Annotated in this window: 5 protein-coding genes and 1 pseudogene; all 6 read left to right on the top strand. The window is 59.6% G+C overall.

Annotated elements, in window-relative coordinates; translation table 11 throughout:
- The first annotated feature begins 66 nt into the window (after nucleotides 1-66).
- Nucleotides 67-1011 (top strand): sugar ABC transporter permease, encoded by a 945-nt coding sequence (locus OZX67_RS07925; protein WP_277142354.1) that lies wholly within the window; start codon nucleotides 67-69, stop codon nucleotides 1009-1011.
- A gap of 8 nt (nucleotides 1012-1019) precedes the next feature.
- On the top strand, nucleotides 1020-1997 hold the full coding sequence (locus tag OZX67_RS07920; protein WP_348519626.1) for a carbohydrate ABC transporter permease: 978 nt from the start codon (nucleotides 1020-1022) through the stop codon (nucleotides 1995-1997).
- A 306-nt stretch (nucleotides 1998-2303) separates the two neighbouring features.
- On the top strand, nucleotides 2304-7346 hold the full coding sequence (locus OZX67_RS07915) for a pectinesterase family protein (protein ID WP_277142350.1): 5043 nt from the start codon (nucleotides 2304-2306) through the stop codon (nucleotides 7344-7346).
- Nucleotides 7347-7693: 347 nt separating this feature from the next.
- Nucleotides 7694-9502 (top strand): annotated as a pseudogene (locus tag OZX67_RS07910) (biotin carboxylase N-terminal domain-containing protein); the annotation flags it as partial.
- Nucleotides 9503-9750: 248 nt separating this feature from the next.
- Nucleotides 9751-11358 (top strand): acyl-CoA carboxylase subunit beta, encoded by a 1608-nt coding sequence (locus OZX67_RS07905; protein ID WP_277142348.1) that lies wholly within the window; start codon nucleotides 9751-9753, stop codon nucleotides 11356-11358.
- A gap of 141 nt (nucleotides 11359-11499) precedes the next feature.
- A complete protein-coding gene (locus OZX67_RS07900) occupies nucleotides 11500-20964 on the top strand; it encodes a type I polyketide synthase (protein WP_277142346.1) in 9465 nt (3154 codons plus the stop codon).
- Nucleotides 20965-21116: the final 152 nt, after the last annotated feature.

The following is a 21116-nucleotide window of genomic DNA, read 5'->3' as shown; positions in this document are numbered from 1 at the left end:
TGCCGGATGTTCAATTCGGCACACTCGTTGCAAATTTGTTGATGTGAAATAAAGGAGAGTCCAATTATGAGCGCTGCTGCAGTGTCCGCATCAGTACCGGGGGACAAGGTCAAACCCGGGAAAGCGGAACAAGGCTTTAGAAAGGAGAAACGGCATTATATCGGCATACTGTATTGCTTGCCATATGTCGTGGTATTCCTGGCAGGCACCATTCTGCCGATGTTTTATGCCCTCTATCTCGGCTTTTTCAAGACGCAACTTATCGGGGGTGAAACATTCGCAGGTTTCTCCCAATACATCAAGGCGTTCAAGGACCCTCTGTTGTGGAACGGCTTTGGACGAGTCTCGCTTTACGCGGTCATTCAGGTTCCCATCATGTTGCTTCTGTCGTTGATGGAGGCGCTGATGCTGGATTCGCAGCGCATTACGCATGTCGCGGTGCCTCGTATTTTGCTGTTCCTGCCGTATGCGGTCCCCGGCGTCATCGCCTCTTTGATGTGGGGCTATATCTATGGCGGCGATTATGGCCTGTTCGGCCAAGTTTTCAAGGCATTTGGAGCGACACCTCCGGATATGTTCTCGCAGAAGCTGATGCTGGTCGCGATGATGAACATTGGCACATGGATCTACATGGGTTACAACATGCTGATTTTCTATTCTGCACTTCGTGCGCTGCCTGAGGAGTTGTATGAATCCGGCAGGGTCGACGGGGCTTCGGAATTCAGGATTGCTTGGTCCATCAAGATTCCGCAGATCAAGGGTTCGGTCATCATGACGCTGCTGTTCTCCGTCATCGGTTCCTATCAGCTCTTCAATGAGCCGAGCATGTTGCAGGTGCTTGCACCGCAGACCGTCACCAGCTACTACACCCCCAACCTCTATACCTACAGCTTGGCGTTTAACGGGCAAGACGTTAATTACGCCGCTGCGGTGTCGTTGGTGGTGGGCCTGTTCACCATGATTATCGTGACGGTTGTGAAACTAATCGGCAATCGCTGGGAGGATAAGTAAAGATGAGTATGGCACAAGCTTCCGGCAGCGTTGCTGTTCGTAAGGAGAAAAGAAAGGAAGCGCTTGCGAAGAAGGATTGGAAAGTCCGTCAGAGCAAGCAGAACAAGAATAAAGGCGTTAAGGTCGCGTTGACGGGCAAGCAGAAGGTCCTGAACGTCCTGCTTCACCTGTTCATGTTGCTTATGGTGCTTTACTGCGTCATTCCCTTGATTTGGCTAGTGTTTTCCTCGACCAAGACCAATGAAGGGCTTTACAGTTCTCCTGGTCTTTGGTTTGCCAAGGACAACGTGTTCTTCCAGAACATCAAGGACACCTTCCAGTTCCAGAAGGGGATTTTCCCGCGTTGGCTCTTCAATACCTTGTTCTATGCGATTGTCGCCGGTCTGGGTTCCTCCATTTTCGCTACATTCGCAGGATACGCGATTGCAACGATGAAGTTCCCGGGTCGTGGGGCACTGCTCTGGATCACGTTGATTTTCATGTCGATTCCGACCACCGTCATCACCGTGCCGCTCTTCCTGATGTATTCGAAGATAGGGTTTATCAACAATCCTTGGGCGGTGATTGTCCCGCAGCTTTCCAGCCCGTTCGGCCTCTACCTCATGATCATCTACTGTCAGACATCCATACCGATATCGTTGGTCGAGGCAGCAAAGCTCGATGGAGCGAACAGCTGGACGATTTTCTGGAAAATCGCCTTCCCGCTGGTCTCTCCCGGGTTCGTCACCGTGCTGCTCTTCGCGCTCGTCGGCGTTTGGAACAACTACTTCCTGCCGCTGATTATGTTGCAGGACACTAGGGATTACCCGTTGACGGTCGGCCTCAATGTGTGGATGAAGATGGGAGGCGATGCGACATTGCATTCGGTGCCTAACAACCTGATTCTTACCGGGTCGTTCATAGCCATCATTCCGTTGATTATCGCGTTCCTCTTCCTACAAAGGTATTGGCAGTCTGGCCTCACCGCCGGTTCTGTCAAGCAATGACAAATACGCTGCACCGCGAGGTGGTGTCGAAGACGGACTCTCCGGACATCACCTGGCGGTGTAGTTTCCACTATTCACTATTACGGTAATGCAATTGACGAATATGGATATTGACATTAACCGGAAAGGAGTATGCTCGGCGTTTCGGCGCCTCCATTAAATCTTGATATGCGGCAATCGGCTGATACCGCTGTGGGTGTTGACCGATATGGCTGTAGACAGTTACAAAGAGAAAGTATATGGAAATTGAATTCTAGAGTATCTTCTGTTTTGGCTGTCTGTGCTTCAGCGGCAACGGTATTGGCGATGGCGCTTACCGTTCCTTCCTCTGCACAGGCATCTGATTTCAACATCTCTGCACCCTCGGGTCTGGCGATGGCACCGGCATCCAATACCGACACCTCCGTCGTGCTTACGTGGGAAAAACCGGAGCATTATTCGAATATCTCCGGTTACAACATCTATCTCGGCGGTGTCTTGGTGGCAACGACGAATATGACCTATTACAAGATTACGGGGCTTAGCCCTTCCGCGACGTACGATTTTACGGTAAAGGCGGTAGGTAGCGACGGAGCGGTTCTCTCCTCACCGAGCAACCAGCTCGAAGTGACGACGACGGCTACGCCCAAGCGCTATAACGTCAAGGATTATGGCGCTACGGGCGACGGCACGACGAAGGATACCGTCGCGTTGCAGAAGACCATCGACGCCTGCAAGGAAAAGAACTGCGAAGTATACTTGCCTGCGGGTGTCTATCTCAGTGGTGCGCTCAATCTGCATAGCGATATGACGTTCTATGTCGATGCGAACGCACAGCTGAAGCCGAGCGCCGAGCTCAAGGACTATCCGTTCACCAGTGCCCGACACGATATCGAAGACATCTATGGCAAGAACCCGGCGTATTCGAGCTTGCTCAACGCCGGCACCATGGACAAGACAAAAGATGTGACCACCAAGAACATCAAGATCATGGGTCCTGGCACCATCGGTGACAGCGACAACGGATTGTTGCTGCGCAAAGCATACGATGATTTCACCAACAATGGCAATGGTGGGAATCTCGATATTCCCGGCAATATCTACCAGCCCAACGAGCATGTCGGCGGAGGCAGCCTGATCAGCCTGAAGAATTGCGGCAGCGTGTATATGGATTCGTCGCATATACGCAACGGCATGATGTGGACCATCGTCCCTGTCTATAGCAAGGACATCACGGTTTACGGGCTTGATATCGTCACCTCGGTACACAACGGCGACGGTTTCGACCCGAATTCCACATCGAATGTATGGACCCTGGCCACTCAGTTCTCCACTGGTGATGACAACAGCGCCATCAAGTCCGGCAAGGACGCCGAGGGTATCGCTATCGGTCGTCCTTCCGACCACCTCTATTACCGTGGCGATGTGTTCAACTCCGGCCACGGCGGGGTGACGCTGGGCAGCGAGATGTCCGGCGGCATCAGCGACGTGTTTGTCGAGGATTCCACATTGGTCCCGGTCGATTTGACCAGTGGGGCGGTGAACCCCGGCATCCGCGTGAAGGTCAGCCCCAAGCGTGGGGCTTACATCCGCAACATCCAGGTTCGTGACTCGGTGGTCAACAAGATCAGCGTGATCACCAATTACGACAGGACCAATGCCAGTGAGCTGACACCTGGATTGACACTTCCCGACATCGAGAACTTCAGGTTCTCCAACCTCACCGCTCCCAACTGGGACAACAACAACGGCAAGGGCAACACGATCGATATCAGCGGTTCGAACTTCGGCAGCGGGCTAGTGAAGTATTTGAAGAACTTCCAGTTTGACAACTGCAAGTTTCATGCAGCCTTGCTCGACACCACGCAGAACATCGCCTTCCGCAACACGAAGTTGACCGATGGTCTTTCCTCCACCCGTTCGATCAACGTCACTCAGGACGGTGTGGTCGACAGGGACCATTCCTTCCCTGTCAACGACGATTTCGAGAACGTCACGGACGGAAAACTGCCGCAGTATTGGAAGATGCAGAAATCCGACACCGGTGCGGGTGCGACTATCAAAGAAGAACCCGGTAATAAGTACGTTCAGCTGAAGGATAACGGTCCGGGCTATGAGACCTTGGACCGCACATTCACTACACAGAAGGAGAAGGTGCACGCCGAGTTCGCCTTCAGACTTCCGGAAATCAGTGCCATGAACAACAATGCCGTCATTGATTGGCAGGATGTTAGTGCAGCCAAGAACCTCGCCGATTTCAAGATTAAGGGTAACGGCGACGAGCTGCATATGGGCACTACAAGTGGCGAGGAGACCATACTTTCCGGTATTCAGGCCAATCAGTGGTATACAGTCGCGGTTGATGCCAACATCCCTGAAAAGAAGATGACGGTGTCGGTGGATGGCAACCCTGTGCTTACGGATCATGCATTCAGTGAATCCAAGGCCGCTGGTATCGGAATGTTCGAAGCTCATATGGCCAACAACAATACGGCTCCGGTTGCGATGGACGTTGACAATGTGAAGGTAACTGCACAGTTGGTTTCCGCCAAGAAACAGATTACCTCCATAGTTCCTAGTGCGCCCGCTAATTCCATCACCACCAAGGACGGCACATTGCAACTGAGCGCCGCCGTGGAAGCCAACGATGCTTCGGTTGACAAGTCCATTGAATGGACGGTGACCCGCCCCGATATGGCTTCTACTGACATAGCGACCATCGATCAGAACGGTTTGCTGACAGCCAAGGCCAATGGCACGGTTCTCGCCGTCGCTACGGCGAAGGACGGTTCCGGCACGCTCGGCGTGTTCCCTGTGGTCATCACCGGTCAGCAGAGCGTTTCCGGTTTGGTGCCGGTCAGCGTCACCACGACAGTTGGTGTCGCTCCTGTGCTGCCTAATTACGTCTATGAGCGCAACAGTGATGGCACCGTCATGCCAGTGGCCGTTTCCTGGGGCAGCGTCAAGCAGTCCGATTATGCCAAGGCCGGACAGTTCACGGTCAAGGGCACCGTCAAGGATGTCGGCTCCGTGGACGCGACCGTGACCGTCACCGAAGTCGGGGTCAAGTCCCTCGACACGGCGATTGTCAAAACCACTCCGGGCAAGCTGAAGATGCCGTTGACCGTCGTGGCTCAGTTCAACGATGGCTCAAGCCAGCGCGTGAGCGTTAAATGGGACAAGGTCGACGCTGCGCAGTACGCCAATAAGAATCTCGATGGATTCACCGTTTCCGGTACTGTTGCTGGTGTCTCCCAGAAGGCCAAGGCCGTGGTCATGGTATTGCCTGAAGTCGTCGCCGGAGTGACCCCTATCGTCGTCTCCGCGGACGGCAACGGCGATTTCCGCACCATGGGTGAGGCTATTGCCTCCATTCCGCAGAACAACAAGCAACGTCGTGTGATTTTCGTCAAGCGTGGCACCTACAAGGAAAAGCTGTCGATTGACCGTCCGTATCTGACGGTCGTGGGTGAAAGCCCTGACAGTACGCGCCTGACCTACGATGCCAAGCCCAGTGACATTGGTAAGGACGGCAACCCGCTCGGTACCTATCACGACTATTCGGTCAAGATCACGGGCAACGATTTCTCGGCCAAGGACATCACCTTCGAGACGACGGCAGGCTCGACCGTCGGCCAGGCCGTGGCGCTTGATGTGCGCGCCGATCACGCCTCCTTCGACAACTGCCATATCCTTGGATATCAGGATACGTTGCTTCTGCGCAACAAGACCGATGCCAGCGTGACCGACAACGTGCCGGATCAGCCCACAGTGCAGACCTATCGTTCCTACTTCAAGAACTGTTACATCTCCGGTTCCGTGGATTGGGTGTTCGGAGCCGCCGAAGCGGTGTTCGACAAGTGCACGATGCATGCCATGCTCAACGGCTATGCAACTGCTGCCAGCACTCCACAGGCTCAGAAGTACGGCTTCGTCTTCAGGGATAGCGTGGTCACCGGTGAAAACCCGTACAGTGGTGCTTTGCAGACCTACCTCGGCCGTCCTTGGCGTCCGTATGCCGCTGTGGCGTATGTCAACACCAAGATGGACAGGAACGTTCCGGCCATCGGCTGGCACGATTGGGGCAAGCCCGCCAACCAGTCCACGGCACGTTACTATGAGTGCAACAGCTCCGGTGACGGATACAATGCCGCCGGACGTGCCACGTGGGTGAAGACCTGTAACGCAAGCGATTTCACGGTGGACAAGGTCTTTGCCAAGACCAGTGGCATCAACGCCGCTGACGACTGGGACCCGACCCAACTGGTCAATCCGCCTGCCGCCGATGCCGTCCCTGAGGCTGTGGATGCCACTGCTGAAACGATGCAGGGTATCGCCTATACCGGAGATCTCTCCGCGTATGCGCAAGCTGATGGAGTCGATTCCTTGAAGTTCGAGGTTGTGAACAGGCCGGCGCACGGTGTGCTCACCTTGCAGGAGAATGGTGCATACAGCTATCTGCCGGATCCGAGTTTCGCCGGTGCCGATACGTTCACCTTCAAGGCCATTAATGGGTCTGCCGTTTCCAACGAGGCCAAGGTTTCCATCAACGTTCGCTCGGTTACGGCCGATCTGAATGCAGCCCCGGTGAAGACCATCAAGGGAACCGAACAAGGCGATGGCGTCTCCGCCACACTGACGCAGAGCGATTTTTCCGGCATTAGCGATAGCGCCGGCAACATCCTCTTTGATCTGGGCAATACGCAGGTCAAGATTCCGTTCGAGTTCGCCCGTATGCTTGCCGGTTACGGCAACGGACTCAAGGTCTCTGCGCTTTCGGTCTCCGACGCTGACCAGAAAGCCGTTGATAAGGCGCTCGGCAAGGATGCGAAGGTTTTGGCTGATCGCAACCTGATCATCGAAACCGTCGATTCCCAAGGTAAGACCACTTCGGTGTCCAATTTGCCGGGCATGATTTCCGTCTCCTTGGACTTCCTCTCTCCGCGCGACGCGGGTGAGACCGGTCCGGATACGGCGGTCTATCGCTTTGTCGACGGTATGTTGACCCAACTTGAAGGTGCAGTTGATATGACCTCCGGTTCCGCCAATATGCGTACTGACCGAACAGGCATCATGATCGCCGAGCAGTCGCTGACTGAGAATGCTGGCTCTGATACTCCAGGTAATCCGGGTGCCCCGAATAATGGTAATCCGGCTCCGGGCGCCCCTGGTGCTCCGGGCGCTCCAGTCACTTCGGGCAATCGGACTTCCGCTCCCAACGCCTCCGGCAATCAGAAGAGTCGCAAAGGCGGCCAGCTGACTGCTACCGGTAGCGCAGTGCTCGGCGTCGGTATCGTCGTTGTCATGCTACTTGTAGCTGGCATTGCTGTGACGGTGGTTGTAAGGGGGAAGCAGAATTCTGCAGACTGATTTCACCAATCAGTAAGTGGATTCAAGAGTTAGCCTCTTAAAAAATCGACTGGCAAAACCGTTTGGATGATGATTCTTTATCACCACCATTCGGTCCCGCCGGCCGATTTTTATATGTTTTTTCTTGATCCTTCATGGATGCTTGGTCTGTTGATTGCTGCTAAATATTTTTTGTGGATGGGTTCAGGATTTTCGCCCATGGAATGGCGATATTTCGACAATCGGCTCACAGATTATCGAGATATGTATTTTAATGATGCGATTTGTGCAAACATACAAAAGCGTTCGGGCGATTTTGTCGATTTAGGCGATTTCATCGGTAGGGGATAGGCGATAGGTTGGATAACATGGTCAAAAATGTCAATAAACTGCTGGTGGCGAACCGCGGCGAAATCGCGTTGCGAGTAATCCGCACGGCCCACGAAATGGGGATACCGACCGTAGCGATCTACGCCGAGCAGGACAGAGATGCACAGTATGTAGAGATGGCCGACGAAGCCTATCTGCTGCATGGTGATTCCTACCGTTCCTACATGGACGAGGATCTGATTATCGACGTGCTGCGCCGCAGCGGTGCCGACGCGGTTCACCCGGGGTATGGCTATCTTTCCGAAATCGCATCGTTCGCCGACAAGGTCATCAAGGCGGGCGCCACTTGGATTGGCCCGAGCCCGACGGCCCTGACCGACCTCGGCGACAAGATCACCGCCCGACGCGTGGCCAAGCATGCGCACGTGCCACCGGTGCCGGGACTTTCCGAGCCGGTCAGCAACATGCGTGAGCTCCTTACTTTCGCTCAGATCAACGGTTATCCGGTGATGATGAAGCGCACCGATGGCGGCGGCGGCAAAGGTATTACGCTCGTACACAACGATGACGAGTTGCGCAGCTTCTATATGAACCATGACGCGCTCGAAGGCGGCGACTTGAACGAGTACTTCGTCGAGCTGTTCATCGACAAGGCGCGTCACGTCGAAACGCAGTCCGGCCGTGATTCGCACGGCAACTTCACCGTCTACTCGACGCGTGACTGCACCGTGCAGCGCCGCAACCAGAAGCTCATCGAGGAGGCTCCAGCTCCGTTCCTCACTGATGACGAGCAGGAACAGCTCGAACGATACTCCCGAAGTCTTTTCAGTGCCGTCGATTACGTCGGCCTCGGAACTTGCGAGTTCATGGTCACCCAGCAGCACAAGGTCTACTTCCTCGAAGTCAACCCGAGGCTCCAGGTGGAGCACACGGTTTCCGAGCAGGTCTCCGGCCTGGATTTGGTGCGTGAGCAGATCAACATCGCCAACGGCGAGGAACTCACCCAAGCCCCCGAAAGCCACGGCCATGCCTTCGAACTTCGTATCACCAGCGAGGATCCGGACAAGAACCTCACCCCTTCCGGCGGCACGCTGACCCGCCTCGACTGGCCCAGCGGCCCCGGTATCCGCATCGATTCCGGCGTGAAGGTCGGCGATGTGGTCTCCCCGAAGTTCGATTCGATGATGGGCAAGCTCGTCGTCACCGCTCAGGACCGGCCCACCGCTGTCGCCCGTGTGCGTCGCGCGCTCAAGGAATTCCGTCTGGAAGGTGTGCCTACACCGAAAACGCTTTTCGAGACGATTTTCAACGATCCGGAATTCACCGCCGAAGATCATCCTTTCTCCGTCTATACCAAGTGGCTTGAGCGCAAGTACCTGAACCGCAAGCCCAACACCGCCGGCAGTGGCCAGCCCGCCTCGCTTTCGGGAAGCGAAGAGAAGCCCAAGAAGCAGGAGACCGATTCCTTCGTTATCGAGGTCGACAACAAGCGCGTCAAGCTCACCGTTCCGCGCGATATCGTCGATAATCTTACCGGTTCGGCCCGCGCCCGCGGAACCCGGCGCCCGACCCAGCCGTTGCGCGGTTCTTCTTCTGGTGCCGTCGAGGAACGCGCGAAGGTCAACGACGGCAAATCCGGCGTCATCGATTCACCGATGCAGGCCATCGTCACCCGTGTCAACGTCGCCGAAGGCCAGGCGGTCAACAAGGGCGACCTGCTGGCCGTGCTCGAAAGCATGAAGATGGAGAACTACGTCTACGCGCCTGTCAACGGCACCGTGCAGAAGATTTTCGTCGGCCCGTCCGATTCCGTGGACGCCGGCACCACATTGATGAAAATCGATGTGGATGGCGCAGCCAACCGCGAGAAGTCCGGTGCGAACGACGCAGCTGCGGATAGCAATGGCAGCGATTCGGATAATAACGATACCAACGACGGCAAGTCCGCGGATAAACCCACGGCCGATAGTGGTGTCGATACTCCTGCGGATCCCGCCACTGTCACGGATTCCGCAGCGACCGGTACCGATACGGATTCCGCCCCAACCGCAACGCCAGCCTCACCTGACGACGACACGAAGGAAGGGGAGCGCAGATGACCGACATCATGACCACCACGGCCGTCGAAAAGGCCATGGCCAGCAGCCAGCCTCTTGATCAGCAGCCCATCCGTGCCTCCGTAGCCCGTGCCGCCGAACTCGCGCGTGACGCCGAAAACCACGCCCACGACCGGCAGAGCGCCAAAGGCAAGTTCACGGCCCGCGAGCGCCTCGACCTGCTCTTCGACACCGGCACCTTCCAGGAGATCGGCCGCTTTTCCGGCGGCAACATCAACGAAGGCATCGCCGGCTCGGCTGTCATCACCGGCTTCGGCGACGTTTACGGCCGCAAGGTCGCCGTCTATGCGCAGGACTTCTCCGTGCGCGGCGGCACGCTCGGTCACGCCGAAGGCGAGAAGATCTGCCACCTGATGGATATGGCGCTCGACCTGAAAATTCCGGTCGTGGCTCTTATCGATTCCGGCGGCGCACGTATCCAAGAGGGCGTAGAAGCTTTGACCCAGTACGGCCACATCTTCCGCAAGACCTGCGAGGCCAGCGGCTTCATTCCGCAGCTCTCGCTGATTCTCGGTCCCTGCGCGGGCGGCGCGGTCTATTGCCCAGCGCTCACCGATCTCATCATCATGACCCGTCAGAACTCCAACATGTTCGTCACAGGCCCCGATGTGGTCAAATCCGTAACCGGCGAGACCATCTCCATGGAGGATCTGGGTGGCGGCAAAGTGCATAACACCGTCTCCGGCGTGGCTCATTATCTGGGCGAAGACGAGGCGGACGCCATCGATTACGCGCGTACCGTACTTGCCTACCTGCCTTCCAGCTCGGACGATAAGCCGCCGGTCTACGCCTACGCGGCCACCCGCGCCGACCGTTCCACGGCCGAACGTCTGGCCACCATCGTTCCGGACAATGACCGTCAGCCTTACGACATCAATGAGGTCATCCGCTGCATCGTCGATTACGGCGAATTCGTGCAGGTGCAGGAACTTTACGCCAAGTGTGCGGTGGTCGGCTTCGCTTGCATCGAGGGCCATCCGGTCGGTGTCGTCGCGAACCAGCCCAACGAGCAGGCCGGCATTTTGGACGTCGATTCCAGCGAGAAAATCGCCCGGTTCGTCCGCCTTTGCGACGCGTTCAACCTTCCGGTGGTCACCTTGGTTGACACCCCCGGTTACAAGCCCGGCAGCGACCAGGAGCATGCGGGCATCATCCGCCGCGGTGCCAAGGTCATCTATGCCTACGCCAACGCGCAGGTGCCGATGGTCTCGGTCGTACTGCGTAAGGCCTTCGGCGGCGCCTACATCGTGATGGGTTCCAAGGCGATCGGCGCGGACGTCAACTACGCCTGGCCTTCCAGCCAGATCGCAGTTCTGGGCGCGGCCGGAGCGGTCAATATCATCCACCGCAAGGACTTGCACAAGGCCAAGGAACGCCGCCAGGACGTCGAGGCGTTGCGTCAGCAGTACATCGACCAGTACGAAAGCGAGACCCTCAACGCGAACCTTTCGCTGGAAACCGGCCAGATCGACGCGATGATCGACCCCGAGCAGACGCGCGAGGCCATTGCCGAATCCCTACGGCTGCTGCGTGGCAAGAAACGTGTCCGCCGTACCAACAAACACCATGGAAATCAACCCATGTAACGTTTGACCCCAAAGCGCAATTAAAGGCGAGGCAGGTAAGATTGTTTTTTGGAGCTGTCTCGCAATATCGCTTGACATTGATCTTTTGATTTTTTGTAATAACCGTATCCATGAGAATTTCAACCAAATATAAGGAAGATAATGACTGAAAACACCTTCTTCTTGAACCGCCTCAGCACCGAGCCCCACGCGCTCATCTTCAGCGGTCAATCCACGCCGTGGGTCAGCTCCCTGGCCGACGAATGCACCGACCCGAGCCTGGCGGAGAAACTCAAGGCGCACGCCGACGCTTCGGATCGTCTGCTTTCGGCGGTCACCCCCGACCTGCTGGCCACGATGGGTGGTACTGTCGACCTCTTCGGTTTCACGGCCAATCCGGCCAAGCTCGGCCCCGCAGCCGACGCAGCGGCGAGCGTTCCGGGCATCGCCTTGGCCCAGTTGGGCGCGTTGATCGACGCCGAAGGCCTTGGCTATAGCGTGGCGAAGGCCAAGCCGGTCGCCGTTCTCGGCCATTCCCAAGGCATCATCGCCGAGCATATGGTCGACGCCATCGAAGCAGCTGGCTCCATCGATGCGGCCAGTAAAGCCATCGACGAGATTCTCGCCATCGCACGCCTGATCGGTGCCGCCGGCACCCGCCAGTCCCGTCTGCTTCCGGTCTCCACGAAATTCGGCGACGCCACCCCGATGCTTTCCGTTCGCGGCGCCACCAAGCGTCAGATCGAGGTTTTGGTCGACCGCGTCGTCAAGCCGCGCGGACCGATTGCTTTCGCCGTGACCAACGCCACCGACAATTACGTACTTTCCGGCCATCCCGAGGATCTTGCGGCCTTCGCCGTCGAAGTCGGCAAGGAGCACCGTCGTCAGGCCAAGCTGCGCGCCGACAAGGTTCGTGGCGGCGAGGTCTTCGATCCCATCCTCGAATATCTCGAGGTCACCGTTCCCTTCCACTCCCCGCTGATGGCCGAAGCCGTCGAGTCCACCGTCTCGTGGGCACAGGCTTGTGGTCTGGACGCCGAACGCGCCCGCACGCTGGCCAGCGAGGTGCTGGTCAACCACGTCGATTGGGCCTCGCGCACCGATCAACTGCTCAAGAGCAACGACCCCACCAAGCTGTGGATCGTGGACATGGGCCCGGGCAACACCGTCGGCAAACTCGTCAGCGCCCTGGTGCAGGGCACCGGCGTCGGTGTGGTCGAGGCCGACAGCGAAGAGGCCCGCGCCGCGCTTTCCACCATGGAAGAAGATCCGACCCGCACACAGGACTGGCGCAAGTTCGCCCCGAAGGTCATCTCCACCCCCGCGGGCGATAAGATTCGCACCAAGTTCAGCGATCTGACCGGCAAGCCGCCGGTGCTTCTGGCCGGAATGACCCCGACCACCGTCAATGCGGACATCGTCTCCGCCGCCGCAAACGCCGGCTACTGGACCGAAATGGCCGGTGGCGGACAGGTGAGCTCCGAGGTCTTCGACCGCAATGTCGCTTCCCTCAACAAGCAGCTCGAAGAGGGCCGCACCATCGAGTTCAACGCCATGTTCATGGACCGGTTCCTGTGGAACATGCAGTTCGGCCCCGCAGGCATCGTTCCCAAGAAGCGCGCCTCCGGCACCCCGATTGACGGCGTCGTTATTTCCGCCGGTATTCCCGAACTTGACGAAGCCAAGCAACTCGTTGCCCAACTCAACGAGGAAGGCTTCCCGTACGTCGCCTTCAAGCCCGGCACCGTCGACCAGATCCGTCAGGTCGTGCGCATCGCCAAGGCCGTAGCCCCGGTCTCCATCATCATGGAGGTCGAAGGCGGAGCGGCCGGCGGCCACCATTCCTGGGAATCCCTCGATGTCCTGCTGATGGACACCTACGCCGACGTGCGCGCCTGCGACAACCTTGTTTTGGTCGCCGGCGGCGGCATCGGTACGCCCGAACGCGCTGCCGACTACATTTCCGGCCAATGGTCACGCGCCTACGGCAAGCCCGACATGCCCGTCGACGGCGTGTTGATCGGCACCGCCGCGATGACCGCGAAAGAGGCCCACACCAGCCCCGACGTCAAGCGCAGGCTCGTCGAGACTCCGGGCATCGATGCGAAGCCCGACGATTCCGACCCGTTCGCGCCGCTCGGTGAGAACTGGGTTCCCGCCGGTGTGGTCTCCAAGGGCGGCGTCGCCAGTGGTCTGAGCCATCTGCATGCCGATATCTACGAGCTCGAAAACGCCTCCGCGCGCTGCGGACGCCTGCTCGTGCGCGTCATGAAGCATCCGGAGGAGCTGGAAAGCCGCCGTGACGAAATCATCGAGGCCCTCTCCAAGACTTCGCGCCCCTACTTCGGCGACCTCGACAAGATGACCTACGTCCAGTGGGCGCAGCGTTTCGCCGAACTCTCCTATCCTTGGGCCGACCCGACCTACGCCGACCGCTTCCTGCACTTGCTGCAGCGCGCCGAAGCCCGCGTCTGCGATCAGGAATCCGGCGAGTTCGCTTCGCTCTTCAATTCGCGCGAGGACGTCGAAAGCGATCCGCAAGGCGCCATCGACAGGTTGCAGCGCGCCTATCCGCGTGCCGCCGAAGTCACCGTGAGCCCGACCGACGTGGCCTGGTTCCCGACGCTCGTTCATGAATTCCACAAGCCGATGCCCTTCGTGCCGCAGATCGACAACGACCTGCTGCGTTGGTGGGGTCAGGACCAGCTTTGGCAGTCCGAGGATCCGCGTTATTCCGCCGATTCCGTGCGTGCCATCCCCGGCCCGATTTCCGTTGCCGGTATTACAACCGTAGATGAGCCGGTGGGCTCCATCCTCGGTCGCTTCGAGGCCGCCGCGCTTGACCGCACCCGTGAGATCAACGGGGGAGTCGAGCCGGAGCAGGCTTACGCCGAGCTCGATGCCGCGCAAAGTGCCGAGGACTTCATCCGCAAATCCCCGAACATCTCCTGGGTCGGCCACCTCATGGCCAATCCTGCCTTCGGCACGCCGAATGGCGATAAGTATTACGAAATCCGTGAGGTGGGTGACGAGGACGGCACCCAGATGTTCGATCTCGATATCCATCTCGACACCTTCTGGGACAACGATCCCGACGGCGGACTGACCAAGCACGCAGTGCGCGACATCGTCATCCCGTTGAATGTCAAGCCTAGCGAATCGGGCCTCTACCCGGTCGTCGACCGCGAGCGCCTCCCGAAGCATGTCTACGCGATGCTCGCTGACACCGCCGGCATCGGCAACACCGCCATCACCGGCGACAAGTTGACCGCCATGCCGCAAATCGAAGAGATGAGCGACAAAGAGGCCTTCCCCTATGGCCAGGCCCACACCAGCTACACCCTCTCCGCAAACCTCGGTTACGACCACGAAGCCGCCACGGCCGGCAATATGCCCGGTTCCTTGAACGCCTCGCGCATCGCTCCCGACGCCTTGGTCGGCCCGGCCTGGCCCGCGATCTACACGGCCCTCGGCTCGGTTTACGTTCATGGCTATCCCGTTATCGAAGGCCTCCTGAACGCAGTGCATCTCGATCATCAGATGGAACTTGAGGTCACCGAGGACGAGCTTCTGGCCCACACCGGCGAGAAGATCGACTTGACCAGCTGGGCCGATGCCTACGCCGAGTCCGCTTCCGGGCGAATCGTCACCATCCATGTCACCCACACCGCCATCGACGGCACCGTTCTGGCCCACGAGGTCGAGCGTTTCGCCGTGCGCGGCCGTTCCTATTCCGACGAACTGCCGGCCGACGTGCCCGATTACGGCGACTATCTTTCCTATCGTGAAGCCCGCACCGGCGCTGGTACGCCGTTCGAAGAGGATGAGGACAAGGGACTTGACCCGGTGGTGGCCACCCCGCGTCGTATGCTCCGTCGCGTCACCCTGACCGCCCCCAGCGAGATGACCGCGTTCGCCCGCACCTCCGGCGATTTCAACCCGATCCACACCTCGCATCGTGGCGCTGCGGTCTCCGGCCTCAAGGCCCCGCTGGTGCATGGCATGTGGCTTTCCGCCGCCGCCCAACACGTCGTACAGGCGCGCGACGACAAGGGCGCCCACTACGAGATCGTCGGCTGGACCTACAACATGTACGGCATGGTGCAGCTGGGCGACAAGGTCGAGATTTCGGTCGAGCGCATCGGCAAGCTGCGTCACGGCGGCATGACCCTCGAGGTCACCTGCCGCATCGACGGCAACATCGTCTCCCGTGGCACCGCCGCGGTCCGCGCCCCGCGTTCCGCCTACGTCTATCCTGGCCAGGGTATCCAGCAGCAGGGCATGGTTTTGGACGAACGTGCCAAGTCGGCCGCCGCTCGCGAGACCTGGGAGCGGGCCGACAAACTCACCCGCGAAAAGCTCGGCTTCTCGATCCTCGCCATCGTGCGTGACAACCCGAAGACGCTCACGGCCAACGGCGTGACCTATCATCACCCCGACGGCCTGCTGAACCTGACGCAGTTCACCCAGGTGGCGCTCGCCACCGTCGCCTACGCCCAGACCTCACGTCTGCGCGAGGCCGGCAGCGACATCTGGCCCGCCTACTTCGCCGGCCATTCGCTGGGCGAATACAATGCGCTGAGCTCCTTCGCCGGCATCATCCCCTTCGAGACGGTGCTTGAGCTGGTCTTCCAGCGCGGTTCCGCGATGAACAGCTTGATCGACCGCGATGAGCAGGGACGTTCCAACTACCGCATGGCCGCTTTGCGTCCGAATCAGTTCGGCGTGGGCGACGACGGTGTGGACGATTACGTCAAGTCGGTGAGCGAGGCGAGTGGCGAATTCCTGCAGATCGTCAACTACAACCTCTCCGGCCAGCAGTATGTCATCGCCGGAACACTTAAGGGTCTGGAAGCCTTGAAGGAGGATTCCGCCCGCCGCGTCAAGGAATACGGCGGCAAGCCGGCGCTTATGTACGTGCCCGGCATCGATGTGCCGTTCCACTCCATGCTCCTGCGCAAGGGCGTGCCCGACTTCCGCAACAAGCTCGACACCCTGCTTCCGGCGCATATCGATTACCAGCGTCTGGTCGGCCGTTACATTCCGAACCTCGTGGCGACGCCGTTTGAGATGACGAAGGAATTCGCCCAGAAGATTGTCGACGTCGTGCCGTCCACCCGCATCCAGGAAGCGCTCGACAACCCGGAGGTCTGGGATTCCTATGCCGCCGACGAGCAGAAGCTCGGCCGTTTGCTCTTCACCGAGCTTCTGGCCTGGCAGTTCGCCTCCCCGGTGCGCTGGATCGAGACGCAGGCCATCATGTTCGGTGATCCGGCTCAGGGTGGCTTGGGCGTGGAGAACTACGTCGAAGTCGGCCTCGGCAACCAGCCGACGCTTGCGAACCTGGCCACCAAGACCTTGCGTCTGCCTGATTTCTCCGGCAGCGAGGTTGCGGTCTACAACCTCGGCCGCGACGAGCAGCGCGTGTATATGAGCGATTCCGACAGCCTCGTCCCCGAAGCGGACGATGACGCAGAAGAAGTTTCTGCATCGGCTCAGCCCGCGGAGGGGAATAGCGGAAAGCCCGGTGGGGTTTCCGCCCCCGACGCTGAGCGCGATTCATCGAGCGCGAAGCAGCAAAAAACGGCGGCGTCAGCCACTCAAAATTCTGCGATTATGACTCCTGTCGCATCTGCTCCTGCTTCCGGCGAACGTCCTGCGGACTTGCCGTTCAAGGCCTCCGATGGCATCGCGATGCTCCTGGCTTATGCGGCCAAGGTGCGTCCCGACCAGATCGGCGAAAGCGACACCACCGACACCTTGACCAACGGCGTCTCTTCACGTCGTAACCAGCTCTTGATGGACATCAGCTCCGAACTCGGTGTGGCATCGGTCGACGGCGCCGCCGAGGCGTCGATCACCGACCTTTACGCGCTGGTCAACAAGGTGGCCCCGAACTACAAGCCGTTCGGTCCGGTGCTTTCCGACATCGTGCGCGACCGTATCCGTGGTCTCTTCGGCGCTTCCGGCGTCAAGCAGCCCCAAATTGTCAAGCGTGTCACCGACACCTGGCAGCTGGGCCTTGGCTGGGCCGACTATGTGCTCGGCACGTTGGTGCTTGAAACCCGCGAAGGCACGTCCTCGCGCGGTGACGACCTCGCCAGCCTCAACACTGCCCAGGTCTCCAACGCCAACGATGCCAACGCGCTGATCGACGCGGCCGTGCAGAAGGTCGCCGCCGATCATGGCATAACCGTGGCCCTACCGAGCGCTGGCGGTGCCGGCGGTTCGGTAGTCGATTCCGCAGCGCTCGACGCCTTCGCCGAGAAGGTCACCGGTGCCGACGGTGTGCTCGCCAAAACCGCGCGTTTCGTGCTCGACGAGCTTGACATCAAGGCTCCTGTCGTCGCCGAAGCCGAGGACGAGGATGCAGTCGTGGTCGAGACCGTCGAAGCCGAACTTGGCAGCGACTGGGTCGATCAGGTCGCCCCGCGCTTCGACGAGCGCAAGGCCCTCCTGCTCGATGACCGTTGGGCCACCGCTCGTGAGGATCTCGCCCGTCTGTATTACAATCACGACCAGAAGGTTTCTTCGCTGAGCTTCATCGGTGCAGGCCACGAGGTCGCCGATCAGGCCACCTGGTTCGCCTCCAAGGCAGCAACCGATGGTGATAGCATTCTGGCTTCCACCTTCAACCGCATCGCCGTTGAGGCTCGCAGCAACGCCAAGACCGACCCGAAGGCGTCCCGTTTTGCCGGCGACGTCGCCGTGGTCACCGGTGTGGCTCCGAACTCCATCGCAGGCCAGGTCGTCGAAGGGCTTTTGGCTGGCGGCGCGACGGTTATCGCCACCTCCCATAGCTTCAAGCAGTCGGTGAAGGCTTGGGCTGAGCAGGTCTACCGCGAGCATGCGGTCGGCGATGCCAGGCTCTGGCTGGTTCCAGCCAATCTTTCCAGCTACCGCGATGTTGACGCACTAGTCAAGTGGGTCGGCGGCGTGAGCAAGAAGACCACCGGCGCCACCACCACGATCCTGAAGCCGGCCTACGAGCCGAGTCTCTTCTTCCCGTTCGCGGCGCCTCCGGTGCACGGCACGATGGCCGATTCCGGTCAGCTTTTCGAGTCGCAGGCACGTCTGATGCTCTGGGGCGTCGAACGCGCGATCACCGGCTTTGCGGCCATCGGTGGCGACACCGACGTGCAGCACAAGCTCCACGTCATTCTGCCCGGTTCCCCGAACCGCGGCGTCTTCGGCGGCGACGGCGCCTACGGCGAGGTCAAGGCCTCGTTCGATGCCATCGTCAACCGCGCCCGCTCCGAAAAGGACTGGTCCGGCAGGGTCACCTTCGCCCACCCGCTGATCGGTTGGGTGCGTGGCACCGGCCTGATGGGCGGCAACGATCCGCTGGTCGATGTGGTCGAACGCCATGGCATCCGTACCTATTCGACCGTTGAGATCGCGCAGCAACTGCTTGACTTGGCCGACGCCGACGCCCGCAAGCAGGCCGAAAAAGCACCGCTTCGCGCCGATCTGACCGGCGGTTTGGGCAACGAGCCCATCGACATCACCGCCCTGCGCGCCGAAGCCGAGGCTGACAAGGCCAATTCCGCCGCGGCAAATGCGGACGAGAATACGCAAGCCGACACCGCCAAGAACAAGGACGGGAAGGCGACGCTCATCAAGGCGCTGCCCACCCCGAACTCTCCGCGTCAGGCCGAGGTCAACCTCGCCGATTGGCGCAATGTCACCGTCAAACCCGAAGACCAGATCGTCATCGTCTCCATCGGCGAGCTGGGTCCGTGGGGTTCCGGCCGCACCCGTGCCGAGGCCGAACTCGGAATCCACCCCGACGGCAGCGTCGATCTGTCCGCAGGAGCGGTGCTTGAGTTGGCTTGGAATATGGGTCTGGTCACCTGGCAGGACAGTCCGAACGCCGGCTGGTACGACACCGACGGCAACCTCGTGCCCGAAGCGGACATCGCCGAGCGCTATCACGACGAAGTCGTGGCACGTTCCGGCCTACGCCCCTTCGACAACGGCATGGGCAGCGGCGACTATCAGGAAGGCACCGCCAGCGGCGAGGTTGAGATCTACCTCGACCACGAGGTCACCTTCAGCGTTCCGAACGAGGAAATCGCCCAGCAATATGTCATCATGGACGCCGAGCACACCTCGATTGCCCAAGATGAGGAATCCGGCGAGTGGAGCGTCACCCGCGAGCCCGGTTCGATGATTCGCGTGCCCAAGCGCTTCGCGATGACCCGCACCGTCGGTGGCCAGTTCCCGAAGGGCTTCGACCCGGTCAAGTGGGGCATTCCGGCTTCCATGGTCGGCGAAGTCGACGAGATCGCGCTCTGGAACATCGTCACCACGGTCGACGCTTACCTCTCTGCCGGTTTCACGCCCGCCGAGGTGCTGCAGACGATTCATCCGTCGATGGTCGCTTCCACGCAGGGCACCGGTTTCGGAGGCATGGCCAGTATGCGCAAGCTCTATCTCGACCGGTTCCTCGGCCACGAGATTCCGACCGACATCCTGCAGGAAGCCCTGCCGAACGTCGTCGCCGCGCACGTCATGCAGTCCTATATCGGCGGCTATGGCAACATGGTTCAGCCGGTTTCGGCCTGCGCCACTGCCGCGGTCTCGCTGGAGGAGGGTGTTGACAAGATCGCCCTCGGGAAGGCTGACTTCGTGGTCACCGGCGCGATCGATGACATCGGTGTGGATTCGGTGATTGGCTTCGGCAACATGGGTGCCACCGCCGACGCCAACGTGATGTACGGCAAGGGCATCTCCGACCGCTTCTTCTCCCGCTCCAACGACCGTCGCCGTGACGGCTTCGTGGAGAGCGAGGGCGGCGGCACGATGCTCGTCACCCGTGGCGACATCGCTTTGAAGATGGGTCTGCCGGTCGCGGCCGTGGTCGGTTACGTCCACAGCTTCGCCGACGGCGCGCACACCTCGATTCCGGCTCCGGGCCTCGGTGCCTTGGCCGCAGCTCAAGGTGGCAAGGACTCCCAGCTGGTCCGCCAATTGGCACCTCTCGGCGTCACCCCCGACGACATCGCCGTGGTATCCAAGCACGATACGTCCACCAACGCCAACGATTCCAACGAATCCGAGCTGCACAACTCCATCCAGCACGCCATCGGCCGCAACGACGGCAACCCGCTGTTCGTCATCTCTCAGAAGTCGCTTACCGGTCATGCGATGGGCGGTGCCGCGATCTTCCAGATCGATGGGCTGACACAGCTCTTCAAGTCCGGTGTCATTCCGGCCAACGCGGCTCTCGACTGCGTTGACCCGAAGATGCGCAAGGATGACCACATGGTCTGGCTGCGCAAGCCGCTTAACATCGGTTCCATCAAGGCCGGCCTGGTCACCTCGCTCGGCTTCGGCCACGTCTCCGGCTTCGTCGCCCTCGTGCACCCCGGCGCTTTTGAGGCGGCCGTGGCCAACGAGTATGGTCAGGATGCGCTCGACGAATGGCGCAAGCGTGCCAACGAACGTCTGGCCCGCGGCGAACGCCGCCGTCTGATGGGCATGATGGGCGAGGCCCCGCTCTACGAGGAGATCGACAACCGTCGCTTCCACGAAGACACGAAGACCTACGATTCCCACGAGGCCGAAAAGGCGATGCTCTTGAACCCGGATGCACGTCTCGGCGCCGATGGCTACTTCGCATAGTCGATAACAGGTAAGGAGATTCCTTCATCGCTGTTGAACGTTTGAGGCCTTTGAACGTTTGATACTGCAATAGTCCGCCGCTGGCATGTTCTCCAACGGCGGACTTTGTTGTTGCCTGTTGTCGTTGTAGTTGCAGGAGTTCGAGATTTTCG

The organism is Bifidobacterium sp. ESL0728 (assembly GCF_029392015.1).
In the GTDB taxonomy this organism is placed as follows: domain Bacteria; phylum Actinomycetota; class Actinomycetes; order Actinomycetales; family Bifidobacteriaceae; genus Bifidobacterium.
This window is presented reverse-complemented; position numbering and strand designations above follow the sequence as displayed.